Here is a 21,958-nt window from a genome sequence, read left to right on the forward strand (position 1 = left end):
GCGAAGAAACAGCGAGCAAATCGAAAAACGGGGGCTGCTCGCGCGAACGTGCGGCGAGCATGTTTTGTTAGAAGCTGTATCGGATACGACAGGCTCGATCGTTCGAACATGAACGACGGGCGCTGACGTCAGCCTGATGCATGACGGGCCGCGAAACATACTGCGCGCAATAAAACCGCGCAACGGCCTAGCAGGGAGGGGACAGTTTCTAAACTGGATTGGGGCGAAACGCTACGAAGCGCCTTGCTGCGCGAGGCTTTGCCGAAAAGCAGGCAACCCGCAGTCGAGCGCTGGCCGCTAGTATATCTGACTTTGCTGCACCGCGCCACATTTTGAAGCATGACCGCGCCACCGTCGGGCATCGATGGCGCGGGATCTCGTTCGCATTCGCGTCAGACCGCTTCGCCTCGCTTGAGCGACTCGACGAGTTCCACGTAGCGCGCTTTCGCATCGTCGGCGGGCGTGCCTTCGAGCGCGGCCCACGCTTCGTATTTGTATTTTCCGGCGATGTCCGTGAAACCCGGCTTGTCGCCTTGCACATCGCCGACGCTCGCCTGCTTGAACAGCGCGTAGAGACGCAACAGCGTCAGATTGCCGGGGCGCTCGGGCAATCGGGTCACGTCGGTCTGGGCGGTAGCGAATTGCTGATCGATGTCGGTCATGCGTTCTCCGTTCTTATCGAGATAGGACCGGACGATCTTAGCAAGCGAGGCGGGCGAGACAGGTCGAGGCTTTCCTCCAACCGAGGACGTCTTCCAGACGCGATCCGGATCGCGCCGCCTGCGCGGATGGCGCGAATGCGGCGCATGTCCCGCATTACAATACCGGCTATGACACGCACCGTTTTGCTCGCCCTCGATACGTCGACAGAGTTTTGCTCCGTCGCGCTCCTGCTCGCCGACACCGCTTCCGCCCCCATTCGATCCGCCGCAGTCCCCCAGTACGAAAACGGCGACACCCGCGTCTGGTTCCGTCACGAGGCGACCGGCGCAGTTTCGAGCACACGCCTTTTGCCCGCCGTGCGCGAGCTATTCGATGACGCCGGCCTCGCGCTCGCCGATTGCGCCGCGATTGCATTCGGTGCGGGCCCCGGTTCGTTCACCGGCCTGCGCACCGCGACGGGCGTCGCGCAAGGGCTGGCGTTCGGCTTGAGCGTGCCGGTCGTGCCAGTGAGCACGCTGCTCGCTTGCGCTGAAAGCGCGCGGCTGAATGATCCGTCGATCCCGCCGCGTGTGCTCGCCGCGCTCGATGCCCGCATGGACGAGGTGTACTGGGCCGACTTCGAATTCGATCCCGTCGCCGGCGAATGGCGCACGCTGCACGCCGCCGCGCTCGATGCGCCCGGCGCGCTGCCGCTGCCGGACGTGCCGTTCGCGCTCGCCGGCAATGCGGCGGCGGCGTTCGGCGATCGCCTGCCCGCGGTGGCCGCCGCCGCTCGTGTCGATCGTGAGGCGTTGCCGCACGCGTTGCCGGTCGCGCTGATCGGCTTGCGTGCCTTTCGGGCTGGTCGTACCGTCGCGCCCGAGCACGCCGCGCCGGAATACGTGCGGGACAAGGTCGCCCAGACAACGGCGGAGCGCATGCAGGCTCGCGAGGAGGCGCTTCGGTGAGCGGGGTGCTGCTGGCCGATCGGTATCTCACGCCGATGACCGAAGCCGACCTCGACGAAGTCGCCGCGGTCGAAAAGCTCGCCTACGAGTTTCCCTGGAGCCGCGGGAATTTTCAGGATTCGCTGCGCAATGGCTATTACGGCGTGTGCCTGCGCCATGTGACCGGCACACTGATCGGTTATTGCGTGCTGATGCCTGTAGTCGACGAGATGCATCTGCTCAACCTGTGCGTCGCGCCGGCGGCGCAGCGCGCGGGCGCGGGACTCACGCTGCTGCGCGAAGCGGTGCGCATCACGCGCACGGAGAAGCTCGAAGGCGTGCTGCTCGAAGTGCGTCCGTCCAATCCGCGCGCGATCCAGCTATACGAGCGCTTCGGCTTCACGGCCATCGGACGCCGCAAGAACTATTACCCCGCGCGGCATCGTTCGCGCGAGGACGCAATCGTCATGCGTCTGTCGTTCACGAAGGAGAGTGCGCATGGCGCTCGATGAATCGCTGATTGAGGAACTGGGAATCGGGCCGGTCTGGGTGCGGCGGGGTGCCGTGTCCGTGGCGCCCGTTGAGCGCGTTGAGTCCGTTGAGTCCGCCGCGCCGGAGCCGGAAGCGCCCGCGCCTGTAGAAATACGGCAGGAGCCGAAGCCCGCCGGGCCGCCGTCGCCCGGCGTGCAGCCGGAATCCGACGCACTGCCCCTCGATGCCTACGACGATCTTCCCTGGACCGACGACGCACCCGTCCACGCCGAAGCTGCCGCCGTCGAAGCGCCGAGCGACGTCCACATGCTCGACTGGGATGCGCTCGCCGAACGCGTCGCGAACTGCGAGCGCTGCCGGCTGTGCGAGCGCCGCACGAACACGGTCTTCGGTGTCGGGGATCGCGAAGCGGACTGGATGCTGATCGGCGAAGCGCCGGGCGAGAACGAGGACAAGCAGGGCGAGCCGTTCGTCGGCCAGGCCGGCAAGCTGCTCGACAACATGCTGCGCGCGCTCACGCTGTCGCGGCAGTCGAACGTCTATATCGCCAACGTAATCAAGTGCCGCCCGCCCGGCAACCGAAATCCCGAGCTCGATGAAGTCGCGCGCTGCGAGCCGTATCTGCAACGGCAGGTCGAGCTCGTGAAGCCGAAGGTCATCGTCGCGATGGGGCGCTTCGCCGCGCAAAGTCTCCTGAAGAACGAGGCCAGCATCGCGTCGATGCGCGGGCGCGTGCACGCGTATCGCGGCGTGCCGGTCATCGTCACGTATCACCCGGCTTATCTGTTGCGCAGTCTTCAGGACAAGTCGAAGGCGTGGGCGGATCTTTGTCTCGCACGTAACACGTATCGCGAGGCGCTCGCCGCGCTCGGCGTCGAGCAAGGAGCGCAGAAGGGCGGCATCTGATGGCCATGCGGACGAGCGAGCTCACGCGACTCGTCGATCGTTTCGACGACGTCACGGTCCGCGATCTCGCGTGGCTGCTTTTCGCGCCTGATCTGCTGCGCGAGGGCGACGTGCCTCTGGCGCATCCGCTCGCCTCGCCGCAAGAGCGTGACGCGACGCTCGATTGGCTCGCGACGCTCGATGCCGCGCCGCAGCCGCTTCACGATCACGCACGCGATCCCAAGTTCACGCGTCTCGGCATCTACGCCGAGAGCCTCATCCGATTCTTCCTCTCGCACGGTCCCGCGGCGCGCCTCGTCGCGGCGAACGTGCCGTTGCGGCGCCAGCGGCGCACCATCGGCGAATGCGATTTTCTGCTCGAATCGGCCAACGGCGTCCGGCTGCATTGGGAACTGGCGGTGAAGTTCTACCTGCATATCGGTGACGCCGATGCAGCTTGCGCCGTGCGTCTGTCCGACTATGTAGGACCGAATCTCCAGGACCGCTTCGATCTGAAGCACGCGCGGCTCGTCACGCATCAGCTTGCTTTGACCTCGCGCCCGGAATTCGCCGCGCTCGGCTTCGAAGGGCCGTGGCGCGCGCAGTTGTTCATCAAGGGGCGGCTCTTCTATCACGGCGTTGGAGACGGCCACGTCGAGCCGGCGCGCGAGATCGGCGCGAGTCATTTGCGCGGATGGTGGCTGACGGCGTCGGAATGGCGCGAGGCGCGGGCGAACGTATCGGACGATGCACGCGCGTGGGTCGTGCAGCCGCGCATGGCATGGCTCGCGTCGCGGCGACTCGATGCGACCGCCGCCGCGGCGCTGATCGCGGAATCGGATGCGATCCGCACCCGTCTGGAAACGACCGCCGCGCCGACGATGATCGCCGCCTATGCGCGCGACGCCGCCGGGCAATGGATCGAGGAATCGCGCGGTTTCATCGTGCCGGACGACTGGCCCGAGCGTGCGCGCGCATTCGCCGCCGCGCCGCCCTGATCACCACCAGCGATAAAAGTGATGCACCGGCCCGACGCCATGACCGACGTCGAGCCGCACGCTCGCCTCGATCGCGCCGGTCAGATAGCGCTTCGCTTCGGCCGTCGCGCTCGCGAGATCGTCGGTTTGCGCAATCAATGCCGCGATCGCCGATGACAGCGTGCAACCCGTTCCGTGCGTATTCTTGAGCGGCACGCGCGCGCCGCCGAGCCTGAGCGACCCGCTCGCCTCGATGAGCCAGTCGGGACTATCGGACGACGCGAGATGGCCGCCTTTCATCAGCACGGCCTGCGCGCCGAGCGTGCACAACGCTTCGCCCTGACGGACCATTGCGTCTTCATCGACGGCGCTTTCGACGCCGAGCAGCGCCGCCGCTTCGGGCAGATTCGGCGTGACGAGCGTCGCGAGCGGCAGCAATTCGTCGCGCAGCGCGGCGACCGCATCCGCCGCGAGCAGCGCGTGATTGCTCTTCGAAATCATCACGGTATCGAGCACCACATGCTTCGGCCGATGACGCTTCAGCGCATCGGCGACCGCGCGCACGATGCCCGCGTTCGCCAGCATGCCGATCTTCACGGCATCGATGCGGATGTCGTCGAACACTGCGTCGAGCTGCGCGGTGACGAACGCCGGTTCCGGCGCATGAACCGCCGTGACGCCGCGCGTGTTCTGCGCGGTGAGCGCCGTGATGACGCTCGCGCCGTACGCGCCGAGTGCGGAGAACGCCTTCAGATCGGCCTGGATGCCCGCGCCGCCGCCCGAGTCGGAGCCTGCGATCGTGAGCACGTTGGGAATGGGTTTCGTTGCGGACATATCGGGATCAGGTTCGGGCGCGCACGATAGTCGCGCGCAATGCCGCGGCTGCTTCGCGCGGGTCGGCGGCCTTGCAGATGGCCGAGACCACGGCGAGGCCGGCGGGTTTCGCGCGCATCACGTCGGCGGCGTTATGCGCCTGGATGCCGCCGATCGCGACGGTCGGCAAGCGCGTGGCTGCGCAAATTTCGGCGAGGCCGTCGATGCCGCATGGCGCGGAGGCGTCGGTTTTGGTCGGCGTCGCGTACACCGGACCCGCGCCCAAATAGTCGACGACGCCCGCGAGCTTTTCCGCGTCCGCGGTTTCGTCGAGATTCGACACCGACAGACCGATCAGCGCATCCGGCCCGAGCAAGCGCCGCGCGGCATCGGCGGGGAGATCGCGTTGCCCGATATGCACGCCATCGGCGCCGATGGCCAGCGCGACATCGACATGATCGTTGATGACGAACGGCACGCCGTGCGCACGCGTGATCGGCAACAACGCGCGCGCGAGATCGAACCACGCGCGCTTGTGCCATTCGGGCGCGCGAAGCTGCACGATGGTCGCGCCGCCTTCGAGCGCGGCGCGCGCGACGGCGATCGCGGCATCGTGGCCGCCGCACTGCACGGGATCGAGCACGAGATAGAGCGAGAGATCGAACGAAGCGCGCATGATCAGCCGGCGACGATGTCGCGCTGCACGAGCGTTTTCTCGAACGCTTCGGCGTCGAGCGATGCGAGCCGGTCGAGATACGCGACGGCGAAGCTGCCGGGCAGGGCGGCGTCGCGCGCGGCGAGTTCGCCCGCAATGGTCGAATACGCGATCGCGGCGACGGTCGCGGCCCAGAACTCGTCGCGATCCGACGCCGTGCCGACGAACGCCGCGACCGTCGCGGAGAGCGCGCAGCCGACGCCCGTCACGCGCGTCATCAACGGCGTGCCGTTCGACAGCGCGATCACGCGGCGGCCATCGGTCACGTAATCGGTCTCGCCCGTCACCGCGACGACCGCATGCGTCTTCAGCGCGAGGACCTGCGCGGCATCGAGCGCGGCGTCGGTGGCGGCGGTGCTGTCGACGCCGCGTCCGCTTGCCGCTCCCCCCGACAGGCTGATGACCTCAGACGCGTTGCCGCGAATCACGGCGGGCTTCGATTCGAGCAGATCGAGCGCGAACTCGGTGCGAAACGCAAGCGGGCCGACCGCGACCGGGTCGAGCACCCACGGTTTTCCTGCGCCGTTGGCGGCATCGACGGCGGCGCGGATCGCGCGGCTCTGCGGCACGTCGAGCGTGCCGAGGTTGACCGACAGCGCATTGGCTATCGGCGCGAACTCGCCGACTTCCTCGCGCGCGACGACCATCGCCGGGGCGGCGCCGATCGCGAGCAGCACGTTCGCGGTGAAGTTGGTGACGACGAGATTCGTCAGGCAGTGCACGAGCGGCGCGCGTTTGCGCACGCGATCGACGAACGGGAAGAGGTCGGCGGCGAGCATGATGAGAGTCGATCGAAACGAAAGCGCGCGGCGCGTCAGTGCCGCGCTTCACCGATCAGCGCGACCGAATCGAACGCGCGCTGATTGGCCTGATGCCGCCGCATCACGAAGTACATCATCAGGCAGACGAACGAGCCGAACAGCACGATGACGAACTGGATCGGCATGTCGAGCCACACGAGCACCGCGTAAAGGCACAGCATGACGAGCACCGAGAGATTCTCGTTGAAGTTCTGCACGGCGATGGAATGCCCAGCGGAAAGCAGCACGTGGCCGCGATGCTGGAGCAATGCGTTCATCGGCACGACGAAGAAGCCCGACAGGCCGCCGACGATCATCAGGAACAGATACGCGACCAGCAGATAGCCCGGGAAGTGCATCTTGCCGAAGTAGATGCCCCAGTGCGCGGGAAAGAGGTGGCGCGTGTAGAACGCCATCAGCATGACGGCGAGGCCCATGACGATGCCGACGGGCAGCACGCTCAGCGAGCGTTTGAGCGGCACGCGCGCGGCCGCGAGCACCGCGCCCGCCGCGACGCCGACCGCGATCACCGCCTGCAGGATCGCAGCTTGGGAGAGCGTCATGCCGAGCGACACTTCGGCCCATTTCAGTACGATGAACTGCAGCGTCGCGCCCGCGCCCCAGAAAAGCGTGGTGACTGCGAGCGAAATCTGGCCGAGCTTGTCGCGCCACAGCACGATGAAACAGTCGGCGAAATCGGTGATGAGCTTGAGCGGCCGCGTCTCCTGCTTCGGATAGCGCGCGCCGGTGTCGGGGATGCGCAGGTTGAACATCGCGGCGACCACGTACATCAACACGATGACGAGCATCGCGGCCTCGGCGGGCGTGTGGATGCGCGGGATATTCAGCGACAGCAAATGGCTCGCGATATGCGGGCTGATGAGCGCGCCGCCCATCACCGTGCCGAGGATGATCGAGCCGACGGTCGTGCCTTCGATCCAGCCGTTCGCGGCGACGAGCCGGTCGGCCGGAAGGAGTTCGGTGAGAATGCCGTATTTCGCAGGCGAGTAGGCGGCGGCGCCGAACCCGACGATGCCGTAGGCAAGCAGCGGATGCGCGCCGAAGAGCATCGTCAGACAGCCGACGACCTTGATCGAATTGGTCACGAACATCACGCGGCCCTTGGGCCTGGAATCCGCGAAAGCGCCGACGAAAGCCGCGAGAATCACATACGACAGGACGAAGAACAGCTTGAGCAGCGGCGTCATCCAGTTCGGGGCGTGAAGGTCTTTCAGCAGTGCGATGGCAGCGATCAGTAGAGCGTTGTCGGCCAGCGATGAGAAAAACTGCGCGGCCATGATGGTGTAAAAACCTTTTTTCATCTGATCCGAAGCTTTCCTCACTGCGGGTGATCCGCCCCGAGCGCCTGTCGTGCACGCGGGCTTATGCCTTTCGAAATGGGTTGTGCGCACGGCTTTATAACACGAAAATAGGCGCATTCTGACTAGCAGTAATCTCGATCGCGCGAGAAATGACACGTTCGTGCCTGAGATTCCTCATAAGATACTGATTCGCAAGGCGTCCCGGTCGGAGCAGCGCGACGCGTCCCGCTGACGTATGCTCACCTTTTAGAACGCACTCACTGCAATTCCACCAAACGCTCATGCCTCGCCCCCTTTCTGCAACGATCCACACCGCCGCACTCGCCAACAACCTCGCCATTGCACGCAAGTACGCGCCGAAATCCAAGATCTGGGCTGTCGTCAAGGCCAATGCGTATGGCCACGGACTCGCCCGGGCGTTCCCCGGATTGCGCGCGACGGACGGCTTTGGCCTTCTCGACCTCGAAGAAGCCGCGAAGTTGCGTGAATTGGGCTGGGCGGGGCCGATTCTTTTGCTCGAGGGCTTTTTCCGGCCGACGGACATCGACGTGATCGACCGCTACAGCCTCACCACGGCGGTGCACTGCGACGAGCAGTTGCGCATGCTGGAAATGGCGCGCCTCTCCAAGCCCATCAACATTCAGTTGAAGATGAACAGCGGCATGAACCGCCTCGGCTACACGCCGGAAAAGTTCCGTGCCGCGTGGGAGCGGGCGCGCGCCGTGCAGGGCGTCGGCCAGATCACGCTCATGACCCATTTTTCCGATGCCGACGGCCCGCGCGGTATCGCGCATCAACTGGAAGCGTTCGAGCGCGGCGCGGAAGGCATTGCGGGCGCGCGCAGCCTGGCGAACTCGGCGGCCGTGCTGTGGCACCCGGACGCGCATGTCGACTGGGTGCGGCCGGGCATCATGCTGTACGGCGCGTCGCCCTCGGGCCTCACCGCCGATATCGCCGATACGGGGCTCAAGCCCGCGATGACCTTCCAGTCCGAACTGATCGCCGTGCAGACGGTCAGCGCGGGAAGCAGCATCGGTTACGGCTCGACTTTCACGGCGGGCGCGCCAATGCGCGTCGGCGTGGTCGCGTGCGGCTATGCGGACGGCTACCCGCGCGTGGCGCCGGAAGGCACCCCCGTGATCGTCGATGGCGTGAGGACGAAGCTCGTCGGACGCGTGTCGATGGACATGCTGACCGTCGATCTCACGCCGTGCCCGAACGCGGGCATCGGCTCGCGCGTCGAACTGTGGGGCGCCAATCTGCTGATCGATGACGTCGCCAGCGCGGCGGGCACCATCGGCTATGAACTCATGTGCGCGATCGCGCAGCGCGTCCCGGTGCGCGCGGAGTAAGTCTTTCAGCACCGATAACGCAATTCGAATCAAGGCTCTGTGTGGCGAAAGCAGCAAAAGCAAAAACGCTCTATACGTGTAGCGAATGCGGCGGACAGTCGCCGAAATGGACCGGCCAGTGCGCCGCGTGCGGGGCGTGGAATACGCTGGTGGAATCGGTGGAGCAGGCGGCATCGGCGCATCGCTTTCAGGCGCTCGCGAAGAGTTCGCCGGTGCGAAAGCTCGCCGATATCGAGGCGTCCGACGTGCCGCGTTTCACGACCGGTGTCGGCGAATTCGACCGCGTTCTGGGCGGCGGGCTGGTTCCGGGCGGCGTGGTGCTGATCGGCGGCGATCCAGGCATCGGCAAATCTACGCTGCTGTTGCAATCGCTCGCCGAGATTGCGCGCGAACGGCCTGCGCTCTATGTGAGCGGCGAGGAATCCGGCGCGCAGATCGCATTGCGCGCGCAGCGGCTCGGGTTGATCGGCGAAGCGAGCGCGGCGGGCGATCTTGGGCTGCTGGCGGAAATCCAGCTTGAAAAGATCCAGGCGACCATCGACGAGCAACGGCCCGAAGTCGCCGTGATCGACTCCATCCAGACCATCTATTCGGAGGCGCTGACGTCTGCGCCCGGCTCGGTCGCGCAGGTGCGCGAGTGCGCGGCGCAACTGACGCGCATCGCCAAGCAGACGGGCACGTCGATCATCATGGTCGGCCACGTGACGAAGGAGGGCAGTCTCGCGGGGCCGCGCGTGCTCGAACATATCGTCGATACCGTGCTGTATTTCGAGGGCGACACGCATTCGTCGTTCAGGCTCGTGCGCGCGTTCAAGAACCGATTCGGCGCGGTCAACGAACTCGGCGTTTTCGCGATGACGGAAAAGGGCTTGCGCGGCGTCGCGAATCCGTCGGCGCTGTTCCTTTCGCAACACGAGCAGAGCGTGCCGGGTTCGTGCGTCCTCGTGACGCAGGAAGGCTCGCGGCCGCTTCTCGTCGAAGTGCAGGCGCTGGTCGATACCGCGCACGTGCCCAATCCGCGCCGGCTCGCGGTCGGTCTGGAGCAGAACCGGCTGGCGCTGCTGCTGGCCGTGCTGCACAGGCACGCGGGCATCGCGTGTTTCGATCAGGACGTGTTCCTGAACGCGGTCGGCGGCGTGAAGATCACCGAGCCCGCCGCCGATCTGGCCGTGCTGCTCGCCATTCACTCGTCGATGCGCAACAAGCCGCTGCCCAAGGGCCTCATCACGTTCGGCGAAGTGGGGCTGGCGGGGGAGATTCGGCCTTCGCCGCGCGGTCAGGACCGTCTGAAGGAAGCCGCCAAGCTCGGTTTCTCGATGGCGCTGATTCCGAAGGCGAACGCGCCGAAGCAGGCGATCGACGGTCTGAAGGTGATCGCGGTGGACCGCATCGAGGAAGCCATCGACCGGGTTCGCGATCTCGAATGACGGGCTGATCGGACCCTTCGTAACGGGGCGTAAGAATACGGTTGCGCAATGTAACCCAAGCGACGCGCGGTTTTTCTATCCTTACGGAGCTACCTCATTGGGGTAAGTTCGCGGCCAACTTCACTAAGAGCAGCGCAAGAAGCGAAGTGGCCCGAAGGATCGAGAGGACCACGCATTGAAACACGTCAAATCAACCCGGCCGCAGCCCGCGTTCCATCTGCGCGGCTGCCGCGTCTCCGCGCCGCTTCAGCAGCCTTGGGGAAGCGGCTGCCGGATCGTCGAATGGATCGACGAGCAAGGGCAGATCTCGCGCCGCGTCGTTGCGGCCGATATCACCGAGGACGAGGTCGTCGCGACCATTCGCCAGCATGTGACGGGGCGCAAGCACGTACTCGTCGACGACGAGCACCAGCCGCGCCAGGTCTTGCCCCGGCGCTAGCCTTTGCGCATTTCAGCTTTCGTAGCCGCGAAAGAGCGGATGCACCGCAGCTTCGGCGGGCGTGAGCACGGGCGCGACGCAGCAGTCGAGCGGCTCAAGCAGCGTCATCCATTCGTCGCGGGTGCGTTCGCGAAAGCGCGCGGCAAGCTGCGCCGACAATTCCGCCGCGTCCGCGCCGCCTATCGCCTGGCCGAGGCTCCAGTGCCGCCTCGCCCAATCGGGGCAGCCGAGCGCTTCGCACAAGGTCTGCCAAAATTTCAGCTCCAGCGCGCCGACCGCGACGAAGCGGTCATCGCGCGTGCGATACACGTCGTAACAGGGCGCGCCGCCGTTCAGCAGGCCCGCGCCGGCGCGCGTCGATCCTTCGTTCGTGTTGGCGAGCGCGATATGCGCCATCACGTTGTGCGCGTGCGTCGCGTGGGTCATTGACACATTCAGGCAACGCCCTTCGCCGCCACGCGCGACCTGCCACGCCGCCGCGAGTATTTCCATGACGGCCGAAAGCGCCCCGCCGAGCAGATCCGCCAGCTGAAAGTTCGGTGCGACGGGCGTGCCGTCGCGCGTCGCGAGCTGATCGAGCACGCCCGCATAAGCGATGTAATTCAGATCGTGACCGGCCTTTTGCGCGAACGGGCCGTCGCTGCCGAAACCCGTGATCGCGCAATAGATGAGCTTCGGATTCGCCTCGCGCAATACGTCGTAGCCGACGCCCAGCCGTGCCATCACCGAAGGACGGAAGCTTTCGACCAGCACATCCGCGTCGCGCGCGAGTTCGATCAGCTTCGCGCGGCCTTCGTCCGTCTTGAGATCGAGCGTGAGCTGCCGCTTGCCGCGATTGACGATGCGATAGAACGCGCTCGGCGTGCCGGTTCGCCGGTCGGCGTCGGTTTGCAGCATCGTGCGCGCGTAATCGCCTTCGCCCGGCGGCTCGATCTTGAGCACGTCGGCGCCGAGTTCAGCGAGCCGCAAGGTGGCGACGGGGCCGGGAAGCAGCCGCGTCAGATCGAGCACGCGCAGGCCGGTGAGAGAAGGCGTCAAGATCGTCGATCTCCGGTTATGAGCCGATTTGCTCCAATTCCTCGTGCGCTTCGAGCCACTCCATTTCGAGCGTTTCGAGGCGGGCATTCACTTCGCCCTGACGGCGGATCGTCTCGGTGAGCTTCGCCTTCATCGCGGCTTCGTAGCTGGCCGGATCGGCGACGAACGCATCGAGCTGCGACTTCTCCGTGTTGAGCTTTTCCATCTCCTTCTCGATCTTCGCGATGCGCGACTGCAGCGGCCTCTTTAGATGCGCGAGCTTCTGCCGCTCCTGCGCTTCCTGCCGACGCTGTTCCTTGCGATTGAGCCCGTTGTCCTGCACATCGCCCGACGCCACGCCGCCCGTTTCCTTGGCCGCCGCGCGCGTCTCGGCGGCGTGTTGCAGGAGCCAGTCGCGGTAATCGTCGAGATCGCCGTCGAACGGGCTCAGGCGATGTTTCGCGACGAGCATGAAGGTATCGGTCGTCGCGCGCAGCAGATGCCGGTCGTGCGACACGAGAATCAGCGTGCCCTCGAACTGCGCGAGCGCCATCGTCAGCGCGTGGCGCGTTTCGAGGTCGAGGTGGTTGGTCGGCTCGTCGAGCAAGAGCAGATTCGGCTTCTGCCAGATGATGAGTGCGAGCGCGAGCCGCGCCTTCTCGCCGCCCGAGAAGGGCGCGATTTTCGCGGTCGCCATGTCGCCGGAGAAGTTGAAGCTGCCGAGGAAATCGCGCAGTTCCTGCTCGCGCGTGTCGGGTGCGAGGCGCGCGAGATGTTGAAGCGCCGAATCGTCGGGGCGCAGCGTCTCGAGCTGATGCTGCGCGAAATAGCCGATTTTCAGGCCTTTGCCTTGCCGGACACCGCCGGAAAGCGGGTCGAGCGTCTGCGCGAGCGTCTTGATGAGCGTCGACTTGCCCTGACCGTTCGCACCGAGCAAGCCGATGCGCTGGCCGTTCTGGATCGATAGCGTCACGCCCTCGACGATCGGAATCTCGCCCCCCGCGTCGTTGTGATAGCCGCAGCGCACGCTCTCCATGACCATCATCGGATTCGGCGCGGCATCGGGCTCGCGGAACTCGAACGTGAAGGGCGAACTCGCATGCGCGGGCGCGATCAGCTCCATCTTCTCCAGCGCCTTCACGCGGCTTTGCGCCTGCTTCGCCTTGGTCGCCTTCGCCTTGAAGCGGTCGATGAAGCTCTGCAGATGCGCGACGGTTCTCTGCTGCTTTTCATACGCGCTCTGTTGCAGCGCGATCTGCTGCGCGCGCAGCACTTCGAACTGGCTGTAATTGCCGCCGTAACGCTTCACCTGGCGATTTTCCAGATGAAGCGTGACATTGCAGACCGAATCGAGAAACTCGCGATCGTGCGAAATGACGACGAGCGTACCCGGATAGCGGCCGAGCCAGTCTTCTAGCCAGACGATGGCGTCGAGGTCGAGGTGGTTGGTCGGTTCGTCGAGGAGCAGCAGGTCGGACGGGCACATCAGCGCCTGCGCGAGATTCAGCCGCATGCGCCAGCCGCCTGAAAAGCTCGACACCGGCTCGCGCGTCTGGTCGAGTGTGAAACCGAGGCCCAGCAGAAGCGTTTCGGCGCGCGCGGGCGCGGTGTAACCGTCTGCGTCCGCGAAGGCGGCGTGGGCTTCGGCTTCGGTGGCGCCCTCGTGGGCGGCGGAGGCCGCCGCGATGCGCGCCTCGATCGCGCGCAGATGCGTGTCGCCATCGAGCGTGTAATCGAGCGCGCTGCGGTCTACCGCGGGCGTTTCCTGCGCGACATGCGCGATGCGCCACGACGGCGGCATCGAGAAATCGCCGCCGTCCGCGTGCAGCTCGCCGCGCAGCACGGAGAAGAGCGTGGACTTGCCCGCGCCGTTCGCGCCGACGAGACCGGCTTTCTCGCCCGGATTGAGCGTGAAGCTCGTGTCTTCGAAGAGCGGCTTGGTGCCGCGGGACAGGCTGAACTGGTTGAAACGGATCACGTAGAGAGGGCGGCGAAAAGGGCGCGGCTTTGAGGGAAAGCGCTATTTTAGACCGGACCGGTTGCGGGGCAGGGGTCGTCCGTTCGGCCGATGGCGGATGAACGCGCGCCGGGTTAGCATCGCCTTTCACTCACCGGTTTCATTTCGCGGAGCACGCCATGAGCGCAGCCAACGAAGGCATCTACGGCTTCTCGGCCGAAACACTCGACGGCGCGACCGTCGGTCTCGACACCTACCGCGACAAAGTGCTGCTCATCGTGAATACGGCGAGCGAATGCGGTTTCACCCCGCAGTACAAAGGTTTGCAGGAGGTCTACCAGCACTTTGCGTCGCGCGGTTTCGAGGTGCTTGGTTTTCCGTGCAACCAGTTCGGCAAGCAGGAACCGGGCGACGCCGGGCAGATTGGCGCTTTCTGCGAGAAGAACTACGGCGTCACGTTTCCGATGTTCGCCAAGATCGACGTGAACGGCGCGAACGCGCATCCGCTTTACAAGTATCTGAAGGACAAGGAGCCCGGTTTGCTCGGGATCGAGGCGATCAAGTGGAACTTCACGAAGTTCCTGGTCGACCGGAGAGGGAATGTCGTCAAGCGTTACGCGCCGCAGACGAAGCCGGAGTCGATCACCGACGACATCGAGAAGCTGCTCTGAGCGTCGGGCGCGTTCAGAGGATCGGCGAGAAAAGGCGGGCGACGTGCATCGCCATGCGTCGCCAGAACGCCTTGCCGCGGTAGTCGTCGCTGTCGATTTCGAAGGAATCCGCGAAGTCCGCGAGCAGCATCGATTCGACCTGGCTCGCAAACGCGCGATCGACCGTCAGCACCGTGATCTCGAAGTTCAGGCGAAACGACCGGTTGTCGAGATTCGCGCTGCCGATCGACGCGGCGATGTCGTCGACGAGCACGACCTTCTGATGCAGAAAGCCCGGCCCGTAGCGGAAAATGCGCACGCCCGCCTGCACGAGGTCGTAGGCATACAGGCGGGATGCCGCGAAGACCACGCGATGATCGCGCCGGCTCGGAATCAGGATGCGCACGTCCACGCCGCGCATCACGGCGAGCCTGAGCGCCGAGAAGACCGCTTCGTCGGGAATCAGATAGGGCGACGTGATCCAGATGCGCTCGCGCGCCGCGTTGATCGCCTCGACGAAAAAGAGCGAGCAGGTTTCCTGTTTGTCGGCGGGGCCGCTCGACAGCACCATGCAGTGCATGTTCCCGTCCGAATGCGGCGCGGGGCCGAGTTCGGGCAGACGCTGCGTCGCCCAGTACCAGTCTTCGGTGAACACGAACTGGATGCTCGCGACCGCCGGCCCGCGCACTTCGACGTGCGTGTCGCGCCACGGCGAAAGCCGCGGATTGCCGCCGAGATACTCGACGCCGACGTTATGCCCGCCGACGAACGCGCACTTGCCGTCCACCACGACGATCTTCCGATGATTACGGAAGTTGATCTGGAAGCGGTGCACGAACTTGCGCGTCGCTGCGAACGGATGCGCCTCGACGCCGCCCGCGCGCAGCGCGCTCACGTAGCGATGCGGCAGGTCGAAGCTGCCGATGCTGTCGTAGAGGAAGTACACGCGCACGCCCGCCTGGGCCTTCTTGATGAGCGCGTCCTTGAGCATGTCGCCGAGGGCGTCGGCGCGCACGATGAAGAACTGCACGGCCACATAGCGTTCGGCCGCGGCGATCGCCTCGAGGATCGCTTTGAAGGTGGCATCGCCATTGATGAGCACGCGCGCCGAGTTGCCGCGCAGGAACGGCATGCCCGAGAGCCGCTGCAACGTGCGGATGGTCGGGTTGCCGAGATAAGCAGCCGGGCCCGGCACGATCTCGCCGCGCGCGCCGGTGGGATCGGCGAGCGCGGCGGCTTCGGGCGCATCGCTGCGGGCGCCGGAATCCCATTCGGCAGGCTTAGAGCGGCTGCGCAGGATCTCGATTTCCAGCCGCCGCTCGTCGATATAGCCCGCAAACTTGCTGCGGCCGAGGAACAGATACGGAATCAGCGTGAAGTAAGGCATCGCGACGAGCGACACCGCCCACGCCACCGCGCCTTGCGACGTGCGTGTGTTGATGACGGCATGGATCGCGGCTATCACGCCGAGCACATGCGCGGCCATCACGAGTGTGCCGAGATGTAGCCAGTCGGATGCTTGCATGGACGCGGAGGGAGCGAAGTGGCTCGCTATTGACGATTCGCCATATTACCCAAGCCTTCCGCGCGAAGTGACAGCGATCGTTGCGGCACGTGCACCGCCGCGACGATCGCGCGGGCAGATGCTTCAGGCGGGAAGATCGGCGGCCTGGATCAGGAACACGTTGTCGTCGCCGGCGCTCGTCGAGAGCCAGACGAGATCGAGACCGCCGAGCGCGGCTTCCACGTTCGGCCGCTCGTTGCCGATTTCGACGACGAGCACGCCGTCTTCGGTCAGCCACTTGCGGGCGTCGCGCACGATGCGCCGCACGACGTCCATGCCATCCGCGCCACCGGCGAGCGCGAGCTCGGGCTCGTGCCGGTACTCTTCGGGCAGCGCCTGCATCGCCTGCGCGTTGACGTAGGGCGGATTGGTGATGATCACCTCGTAGCGCGTGGACGGCAGCGGCGCGTACAGGTCGCCTTCGTGCAGACTCACGCGCTCGCCGAGCCCGTATTCGTCGACGTTGCGGCGCGCGACCGCGATCGCATCGGGCGAGATGTCGACGGCATCGACATCGGCGTTCTCGAAAGCCTGCGCCGCGAGAATCGCAAGACACCCCGAGCCGGTGCAGAGTTCGAGCACGCGCGTGACCTGGTCCGGATCGGCGACATACGGCTGCAAGCCGTCCTGCAGCAATTCGCCTATGAACGAGCGCGGCACGATCACGCGCTCGTCGACGTAGAAGCGGCGGCCGTGCATCCACGCTTCCTGCGTGATGTACGCGGCGGGAATGCGCTCAGTCGCGCGGCGCTCGATCACTTTCATGACGGCGTCGATTTCGTTGTCGAGCAGGCGCGCGTCGAGGAACGGGTCGAGCGTGTCGAGCGGCAGATGCAGCGTGTGCAGGATCAGATACGCGGCTTCGTCGTAGGCATTGGCCGAGCCGTGGCCGAACGACAAGCCCGCTTCGGTGAAACGCGAGACGCCGAAGCGCAGCAGGTCGCGCACGGTGGTGAAGGGCAGCGCCATCGAAGGCTCCTTTTTATTGTGTGAGTGTGAATTCAGGCGATCAGTGCTTCGAGCACGCGCCGGTAGACGTTCTTGAGCGGCTCGATGAAGCTCACTTCGACATGCTCGTCGATCTTGTGGATCGTGCCGTTGGGCGGGCCGAATTCCACGACCTGATCGCAGATTTGCGCGATGAAGCGCCCATCGGATGTTCCGCCCGAGGTGGACAGTTCGGTGCGCACGCCGGTTTCATCGGCGATGGCTTGTTCGAGCGCATCCGAAAGCGCCCCGCGCGGCGTGAGAAAGGGCAGGCCGCTCACGATCCATGTCAGATCGTAGTCGAGTCCGTGTTTGTCGAGAATCGCGCGCACGCGGCTTTGCAGGCTCTCGACCGTGCTCGCCGTCGAGAAGCGGAAGTTGAACATCAGATCGGCGTGGCCGGGAATGATGTTGGTCGCGCCGGTGCCGGCGTGCAGGTTCGATACTTGCCAGGTCGTCGACGGGAAGTATTCGTTGCCGTCGTCCCAGCGCTCGGCGACGAGTTCGGCGAGCGCGGGCGCGAGCAGATGCACGGGATTCTTCGCGAGATGCGGATACGCGATATGCCCCTGCACGCCCTTGACGACAAGCTTGCCTGTCATCGAGCCGCGCCGGCCGTTCTTGACCATGTCGCCGAGCGTGGCGTTCGAAGTCGGCTCGCCGACGATGCAGTAATCGAGCCGCGTGCCGCGCGCCTTCAACGCTTCGACGACCTTGATCGTCCCGTCGGTCGCGGGGCCTTCTTCATCGCTCGTGATGAGAAACGCGAGCGTGCCGCGATGCTCCGGATGTTTCGCGACGAACTCCTCGCTCGACACGACGAACGCCGCGAGCGACGCCTTCATGTCCGCCGCGCCGCGGCCGAAGAGCTTGCCCTCGCGGTGCGTCGGCGTGAAGGGCGGCGAGGTCCATTGTTCGAGCGGGCCGGTCGGCACGACATCGGTGTGGCCGGCGAACGCGAGCAGTTTTGCCGAAGCGTCCGTGCCGCGCTTCACGGCCCAGAGATTGGTGACGCCGCCCGATCGAAAAGTTTCGCATTCGAAGCCGATCGCCGCGAGCCGCTCGATCATGAGCGCCTGACAAGCCTTGTCGTCGGGCGTGACGGATGCGCGTTCGATCAGCGCTTCGGTGAGGGAGAGGGTGGCGGACATGGTATCAAGTCGATGCGATAAAAAATGCCGGCGCGCAGGCCGGCACTCGTAGCAATCTTGCGATGACCGTCGAGTTCACAGTCATCGCGTTCACTTCAGGCAAAGAGCGTTTCGTACTGCTCGGCGGAGAACCCGAGCGTCTTCACGCGCCCGTTCACGACGACGACCGGCCGCTTGATGATCGACGGCTTGTGGATCATCAGCGCGATCGCGCCGCCGGTCGTGTCGGCTTCGGCCTTGTGCACGTCGGACAAGCCGCGCCACGTCGTGCCGCGCTTGTTGATGAGCTGGTCTAGCGGCACGTCCTTCAGCCAGTCCTGAATCAGCGCGTTCGACACGCCGGCCTTCTTGAAGTCGTGAAACTCGAACGGCACGCCGTGCTCTTCCAGCCACACGCGCGCTTTTTTCACGGTGTCGCAATTCGGAATGCCGTAGACGACCGTGGTCGGGGTGGAACCGCGCGCCACGATCAGTCGCCTCGCAGCAGTTCGTTCAGGCCAACCTTCGCGCGCGTCTTGGCATCGACCTTCTTGACGATCACGGCGCAGTACAGGCTGTGCGACCCGTCCTTCGACGGCAGATTGCCCGCCACGACGACCGAGCCCGCCGGAATGCGGCCGTAGCTGACTTCGCCGGTTTCGCGGTCGTAGATCTTGGTCGATTGGCCGAGATACACGCCCATCGAAATGACGGAGTTCTCTTCGACGATGACGCCTTCCACCACTTCGGAGCGCGCGCCGATGAAGCAGTTGTCCTCGATGATGACCGGGTTCGCCTGCAGCGGCTCCAGCACGCCGCCGATGCCCACGCCGCCCGACAGATGCACGTTCTTGCCGATCTGCGCGCACGACCCGACCGTGGCCCATGTGTCCACCATCGTGCCTTCGTCGACATACGCACCGATGTTCGTGTACGACGGCATCAACACGACGTTCTTCGCGATGAACGAGCCGCGGCGCGCAATGGCCGGCGGCACGACGCGAAAACCGCCCGCGGCGAAATCCTCGGCCGTGTAGCTGGCGAACTTCGAGGGCACCTTGTCGTAGAACTGCGAGTATCCGCCCGCGGGCATCGGCGCGTTGTCTTCCAGGCGGAACGACAGCAGCACGGCCTTCTTCAGCCACTGATTCACGATCCATTCGCCGTCGCGCTTCTCGGCCACGCGCATCTGGCCACGGTCGAGCTGCTCGATGGCATGCGCGACGGCCTCGCGGACTTCGGCGGGCGCGGCCTTCGGGGAAAGCTCGGCGCGGTTTTTCCAGGCGGTATCGATGATGCTCTGAAGTTCTTGCGACATATTGATATCAAGGATGGAGGATTGGACCTACTGCGCTCGATGTCAGTCAGGCCTCGAGCGAGCGGCAGAATTCGACGATGCGGCGGGCTCCTTCGACACATTCCTCGGTCTCGGCCACGAGCGCGATGCGCACGAAACCTTCACCGGGATTCGTGCCGTGCGCCTGGCGAGCGAGAAAAGAGCCCGGCAGAACCGTCACATTATAGTCGGCGTACAGGCGCGCCGCGAACTCGGTATCCGTGAGGCCGGTGCCCGAAACGTTCGCCCAGAGGTAGAACGCGGCGTCGGGCAGGCGCACGTCGAGCACGTCGGCGAGCATTGGCGTGACTGTCTGGAATTTTTTCAGATACTGCGCGCGGTTGTCGCGCACGTGCGTTTCATCCTGCCACGCGACGACGCTCGCGCGCTGAAACACCGTCGACAGCGCCGCGCCGTGATACGTGCGATAGAGCAGGAAATCTTTCAGGATCGATGCGTCGCCCGCGACGAAGCCCGAGCGCATGCCGGGAACGTTCGAGCGCTTCGACAGGCTCGACAGCATTACGAGACGCTCGAAACCGCGATCGAGCAGCCGCGCCGCTTCGAGGCCGCCGAGCGGCGGATTGGCTTCGTCGAAATAAATTTCCGAGTAGCACTCGTCCGACGCGATCACGAAGCCGTGTTCGTCCGACAGCGCGAAGAGCTCACGCCAGTTGTCGAGCGTGAGCACCGCGCCCGTCGGATTGCCGGGCGAGCATAAATAGAGCAGTTGCGTGCGCGCCCAGATGTGATCGGCCACCGCGGAATAGTCGCACGCGAAGTTGCGCGCCGGGTCGCTGTTGACGAAGTACGGCTCGGCGCCCGCAAGCAAGGCGGCGCCTTCGTAGATTTGATAGAACGGGTTCGGACAGAGTACGATGGGCGGTTCGGCGGCGTTCGTCGTACGGCTGTCGACGACGGTCTGCGCGAGCGCGAAGAGCGCTTCTCGCGAGCCGGACACGGGCAGGACCTGCGTCGCAGCATCGATCGATTCGAGGCCATAGCGCTGCATGACCCACGCCGCGATCGCCGCGCGCAGCGGCTCGCTGCCGAGCGTCGCCGGATAGGAGGCGAGACCGTCGAGCGAATCGATCACGGCATCGCGGATCAGCGCGGGCGTCGGATGCTTCGGCTCCCCGATGCCGAAGCTGATCGGCGTGAATCCGGCGCGCGGCTCGATGCCCTTGAAGAGCGCACGAAGCTTTTCGAACGGATAAGGCTGAAGTTTCTTGAGAAGTGGATTCACGGCGTGACCGGTAAGCAGTGAGCGATGCGCGCGAGGCAAAAAAGCGCCTGCGTAGGAGGCATCGAAAGACATCGAATGGACGCGAAGCAAGCGGACGATTATAGCGTGCGGCCCTGGGCCCGAAGCGGGCAGCGGCGCGCGGAGCGAAGGATGACAGTACGAATGACCGCAACAAAAATGGATGGGGCGACGGCATGAGCCGCGGTCTGCAAAACGCATGGCCGACGCTCGCGATCATGCTGGGCGCGTCGGTGTGGGGCCTCGTCTGGTACCCGATGCGCATGCTCGCCGCGATGGGCCTCTCCGGCACGGCCGCCAGCGCGACGACGAGCGCGGCGGCGTGCGTCTTCGTGCTGCTCGCGAAACGCCGCTCGATCAACACGCTGTCCTGGCACTGGCTGCTCGTCGGGCTTGGCGTGGCGGCGGGCGTGACCAATATCGGTTTCGTGTGGGGCGCGATCCACGGCCAAGTCATGCGTGTGCTGCTCCTCTTCTATCTGACGCCCGCCTGGACTGCGATCTTCGCGCACTTCATCCTGAAAGAGCGTCTGACCCGCGCCGATGCGGCGCTCTCGCTGCTTTCGCTCGCGGGCGCCGTGACGATGCTCTGGTCGCCCGAGCTCGGCATGCCGCTGCCCGCCGATCTCGCGGAATGGGCGGGTCTCGTCGGCGGCATGGGCTTCGCGATGAGCAACGTGCTCGTCGTCAAGGTCACGCGCACCTTGCCCGCGATGAAGCCCGAGATGCGCACGGCCGTGATCTTCGGCGGCGCGGCGCTGATCGCATCGGTCGTCACGCTGTTCGAGCCGATGCCCGCGCCGCCCGCCGCCGCGCTGTTGCCCACCGTGACGCTCATCGTGATCGGACTGGGCGTCCTGCTCGCGGGCAACAACATGATCGTGCAGGTCGGGCTCGCCCGCGTGCCGGCCAATCGCGCGTCGATCATCATGCTCTTCGAACTCGTCGTCACCGCGCTCTCGGCGTGGCTCTTCGCGGGCGAAGTGCCCGGCCCGCGCGAATGGGCGGGCGGCGCGTGCATCGTCGTGGCGTGCGTGCTGTCGGCATGGGTGCATCGGCAGGGCGCCACGCGCTCGCCTCCCGCGCCCGAAGCGCTCGACGTTGCACGAGACGCGCCGGAAAGCAAAAAGAAATCGACTCGCGCGATGGTATGATGGTGTCCGCTTCGCCGGGACACGCAAGTGTTGTCGCGCTGCGTGACCGAATGCGATCGACGCTCCGCAATGCGGCTCGTCTGCCATC

The 21,958-nt window shown here is 65.4% G+C and carries 22 protein-coding genes; 9 read left to right on the top strand and 13 right to left on the bottom strand.

Features of this window, described 5'->3' with window-relative positions:
* Positions 1-392: 392 nt before the first annotated feature.
* A complete protein-coding gene (locus NCS28_RS05750; protein WP_250512878.1) occupies positions 393-662 on the bottom strand; it encodes an acyl-CoA-binding protein in 270 nt (89 codons plus the stop codon).
* A 168-nt stretch (positions 663-830) separates the two neighbouring features.
* Between NCS28_RS05750 and tsaB the strand changes: the two genes are divergently transcribed.
* Genes tsaB through NCS28_RS05770 form a run of 4 tightly spaced genes read left to right on the top strand, consistent with a single transcriptional unit; the run spans position 831 to position 3,964 of the window.
* Complete coding sequence (tsaB, locus tag NCS28_RS05755) at positions 831-1,610, top strand: tRNA (adenosine(37)-N6)-threonylcarbamoyltransferase complex dimerization subunit type 1 TsaB (RefSeq protein ID WP_250512879.1); 780 nt, start codon at positions 831-833, stop codon at positions 1,608-1,610.
* Entirely contained in the window at positions 1,607-2,101 is a 495-nt protein-coding gene (gene rimI, locus NCS28_RS05760; protein ID WP_250512880.1) for a ribosomal protein S18-alanine N-acetyltransferase, read from the top strand. The genes tsaB and rimI overlap by 4 nt, the downstream gene beginning before the upstream one ends.
* Positions 2,088-2,987 (top strand): uracil-DNA glycosylase, encoded by a 900-nt coding sequence (locus tag NCS28_RS05765; RefSeq protein ID WP_250512881.1) that lies wholly within the window; start codon positions 2,088-2,090, stop codon positions 2,985-2,987. The genes rimI and NCS28_RS05765 overlap by 14 nt, the downstream gene beginning before the upstream one ends.
* Complete coding sequence (locus NCS28_RS05770; protein ID WP_250512882.1) at positions 2,987-3,964, top strand: DUF1853 family protein; 978 nt, start codon at positions 2,987-2,989, stop codon at positions 3,962-3,964. Before NCS28_RS05765 ends, NCS28_RS05770 begins: the two co-directional genes overlap by 1 nt.
* Here NCS28_RS05770 and thiD read toward each other — a convergent pair whose 3' ends face one another.
* From thiD to lplT, 4 genes are read right to left on the bottom strand one after another with little or no spacing between them, the layout of a single operon-like run.
* Positions 3,965-4,777, bottom strand: coding sequence for a bifunctional hydroxymethylpyrimidine kinase/phosphomethylpyrimidine kinase (thiD, locus tag NCS28_RS05775; protein WP_250512883.1), 813 nt, complete (start codon positions 4,775-4,777; stop codon positions 3,965-3,967).
* 7 nt (positions 4,778-4,784) lie between these two features.
* Complete coding sequence (thiE, locus tag NCS28_RS05780; RefSeq protein WP_250512884.1) at positions 4,785-5,432, bottom strand: thiamine phosphate synthase; 648 nt, start codon at positions 5,430-5,432, stop codon at positions 4,785-4,787.
* Positions 5,433-5,434: 2 nt separating this feature from the next.
* Positions 5,435-6,250: a hydroxyethylthiazole kinase gene (thiM, locus tag NCS28_RS05785; RefSeq protein ID WP_250512885.1), complete on the bottom strand. Its 816-nt coding sequence runs from the start codon at positions 6,248-6,250 to the stop codon at positions 5,435-5,437.
* A gap of 35 nt (positions 6,251-6,285) precedes the next feature.
* The gene (gene lplT / locus NCS28_RS05790) at positions 6,286-7,593 is read right to left on the bottom strand and encodes a lysophospholipid transporter LplT (RefSeq protein WP_250512886.1); all 1,308 of its coding nucleotides are present in this window, start codon (positions 7,591-7,593) and stop codon (positions 6,286-6,288) included.
* Between the two features lie 281 nt (positions 7,594-7,874).
* Between lplT and alr the strand changes: the two genes are divergently transcribed.
* The 3 genes from alr to NCS28_RS05805 all read left to right on the top strand — a co-directional run bounded on the left by alr (position 7,875) and on the right by NCS28_RS05805 (position 10,811).
* On the top strand, positions 7,875-8,945 hold the full coding sequence (alr, locus tag NCS28_RS05795; RefSeq protein ID WP_250512887.1) for an alanine racemase: 1,071 nt from the start codon (positions 7,875-7,877) through the stop codon (positions 8,943-8,945).
* A gap of 41 nt (positions 8,946-8,986) precedes the next feature.
* A complete protein-coding gene (radA, locus tag NCS28_RS05800; protein ID WP_250512888.1) occupies positions 8,987-10,372 on the top strand; it encodes a DNA repair protein RadA in 1,386 nt (461 codons plus the stop codon).
* A gap of 175 nt (positions 10,373-10,547) precedes the next feature.
* Positions 10,548-10,811 (top strand): DUF2866 domain-containing protein, encoded by a 264-nt coding sequence (locus tag NCS28_RS05805; protein ID WP_250512889.1) that lies wholly within the window; start codon positions 10,548-10,550, stop codon positions 10,809-10,811.
* A 12-nt stretch (positions 10,812-10,823) separates the two neighbouring features.
* Here the strand turns inward: NCS28_RS05805 and NCS28_RS05810 are convergent, their stop codons facing one another.
* Positions 10,824-11,849, bottom strand: a complete 1,026-nt coding sequence (locus tag NCS28_RS05810) for a CaiB/BaiF CoA transferase family protein (RefSeq protein ID WP_250512890.1) — start codon at positions 11,847-11,849, stop codon at positions 10,824-10,826.
* A gap of 16 nt (positions 11,850-11,865) precedes the next feature.
* A complete protein-coding gene (locus tag NCS28_RS05815; protein WP_250512891.1) occupies positions 11,866-13,806 on the bottom strand; it encodes an ATP-binding cassette domain-containing protein in 1,941 nt (646 codons plus the stop codon).
* A 158-nt stretch (positions 13,807-13,964) separates the two neighbouring features.
* On the opposite strand from NCS28_RS05815, the gene NCS28_RS05820 reads away from it, so the two are divergent.
* Positions 13,965-14,456, top strand: coding sequence for a glutathione peroxidase (locus tag NCS28_RS05820; RefSeq protein WP_250512892.1), 492 nt, complete (start codon positions 13,965-13,967; stop codon positions 14,454-14,456).
* 13 nt (positions 14,457-14,469) lie between these two features.
* Here the strand turns inward: NCS28_RS05820 and cls are convergent, their stop codons facing one another.
* From cls to dapC, 6 genes are all read right to left on the bottom strand, one after another.
* Positions 14,470-15,960 carry a cardiolipin synthase gene (cls, locus tag NCS28_RS05825; protein WP_250512893.1) on the bottom strand — a complete coding sequence of 497 codons (1,491 nt, stop codon included), beginning with the start codon at positions 15,958-15,960 and terminating at the stop codon, positions 14,470-14,472.
* 123 nt (positions 15,961-16,083) lie between these two features.
* Positions 16,084-16,968, bottom strand: a complete 885-nt coding sequence (gene prmB / locus NCS28_RS05830; protein ID WP_250512894.1) for a 50S ribosomal protein L3 N(5)-glutamine methyltransferase — start codon at positions 16,966-16,968, stop codon at positions 16,084-16,086.
* Positions 16,969-17,000: 32 nt separating this feature from the next.
* Positions 17,001-18,137, bottom strand: coding sequence for a succinyl-diaminopimelate desuccinylase (gene dapE, locus NCS28_RS05835; RefSeq protein ID WP_250512895.1), 1,137 nt, complete (start codon positions 18,135-18,137; stop codon positions 17,001-17,003).
* A 95-nt stretch (positions 18,138-18,232) separates the two neighbouring features.
* Positions 18,233-18,604, bottom strand: coding sequence for an ArsC family reductase (locus NCS28_RS05840; RefSeq protein WP_061117578.1), 372 nt, complete (start codon positions 18,602-18,604; stop codon positions 18,233-18,235).
* A gap of 2 nt (positions 18,605-18,606) precedes the next feature.
* The gene (gene dapD, locus NCS28_RS05845; RefSeq protein WP_250512896.1) at positions 18,607-19,434 is read right to left on the bottom strand and encodes a 2,3,4,5-tetrahydropyridine-2,6-dicarboxylate N-succinyltransferase; all 828 of its coding nucleotides are present in this window, start codon (positions 19,432-19,434) and stop codon (positions 18,607-18,609) included.
* Positions 19,435-19,480: 46 nt separating this feature from the next.
* Positions 19,481-20,698 carry a succinyldiaminopimelate transaminase gene (gene dapC / locus NCS28_RS05850; protein ID WP_250512897.1) on the bottom strand — a complete coding sequence of 406 codons (1,218 nt, stop codon included), beginning with the start codon at positions 20,696-20,698 and terminating at the stop codon, positions 19,481-19,483.
* 194 nt (positions 20,699-20,892) lie between these two features.
* Between dapC and NCS28_RS05855 the strand changes: the two genes are divergently transcribed.
* Complete coding sequence (locus tag NCS28_RS05855; RefSeq protein ID WP_250512898.1) at positions 20,893-21,870, top strand: DMT family transporter; 978 nt, start codon at positions 20,893-20,895, stop codon at positions 21,868-21,870.
* The last annotated feature ends 88 nt before the right edge of the window (positions 21,871-21,958 follow it).

The sequence above is a fragment of the Caballeronia sp. INDeC2 genome (assembly GCF_023631325.1).
In the GTDB taxonomy this organism is placed as follows: Bacteria; Pseudomonadota; Gammaproteobacteria; order Burkholderiales; family Burkholderiaceae; genus Caballeronia.

Excerpts from the sequence above, each read along its gene's own strand:
- thiD (WP_250512883.1), bottom strand. The coding sequence starts at position 4,777 with ATGTCCGCAACGAAACCCATTCCCAACGTGCTCACGATCGCAGGCTCC.
- alr (WP_250512887.1), top strand. The coding sequence starts at position 7,875 with ATGCCTCGCCCCCTTTCTGCAACGATCCACACCGCCGCACTCGCCAAC.
- NCS28_RS05820 (WP_250512892.1), top strand. The coding sequence starts at position 13,965 with ATGAGCGCAGCCAACGAAGGCATCTACGGCTTCTCGGCCGAAACACTC.
- cls (WP_250512893.1), bottom strand. The coding sequence starts at position 15,960 with ATGCAAGCATCCGACTGGCTACATCTCGGCACACTCGTGATGGCCGCG.
- dapD (WP_250512896.1), bottom strand. The coding sequence starts at position 19,434 with ATGTCGCAAGAACTTCAGAGCATCATCGATACCGCCTGGAAAAACCGC.
- thiM (WP_250512885.1), bottom strand. The coding sequence starts at position 6,250 with ATGCTCGCCGCCGACCTCTTCCCGTTCGTCGATCGCGTGCGCAAACGC.
- dapE (WP_250512895.1), bottom strand. The coding sequence starts at position 18,137 with ATGTCCGCCACCCTCTCCCTCACCGAAGCGCTGATCGAACGCGCATCC.
- NCS28_RS05855 (WP_250512898.1), top strand. The coding sequence starts at position 20,893 with ATGAGCCGCGGTCTGCAAAACGCATGGCCGACGCTCGCGATCATGCTG.
- NCS28_RS05750 (WP_250512878.1), bottom strand. The coding sequence starts at position 662 with ATGACCGACATCGATCAGCAATTCGCTACCGCCCAGACCGACGTGACC.
- lplT (WP_250512886.1), bottom strand. The coding sequence starts at position 7,593 with ATGAAAAAAGGTTTTTACACCATCATGGCCGCGCAGTTTTTCTCATCG.
- NCS28_RS05770 (WP_250512882.1), top strand. The coding sequence starts at position 2,987 with ATGGCCATGCGGACGAGCGAGCTCACGCGACTCGTCGATCGTTTCGAC.
- tsaB (WP_250512879.1), top strand. The coding sequence starts at position 831 with ATGACACGCACCGTTTTGCTCGCCCTCGATACGTCGACAGAGTTTTGC.
- thiE (WP_250512884.1), bottom strand. The coding sequence starts at position 5,432 with ATGCGCGCTTCGTTCGATCTCTCGCTCTATCTCGTGCTCGATCCCGTG.
- NCS28_RS05765 (WP_250512881.1), top strand. The coding sequence starts at position 2,088 with ATGGCGCTCGATGAATCGCTGATTGAGGAACTGGGAATCGGGCCGGTC.
- prmB (WP_250512894.1), bottom strand. The coding sequence starts at position 16,968 with ATGGCGCTGCCCTTCACCACCGTGCGCGACCTGCTGCGCTTCGGCGTC.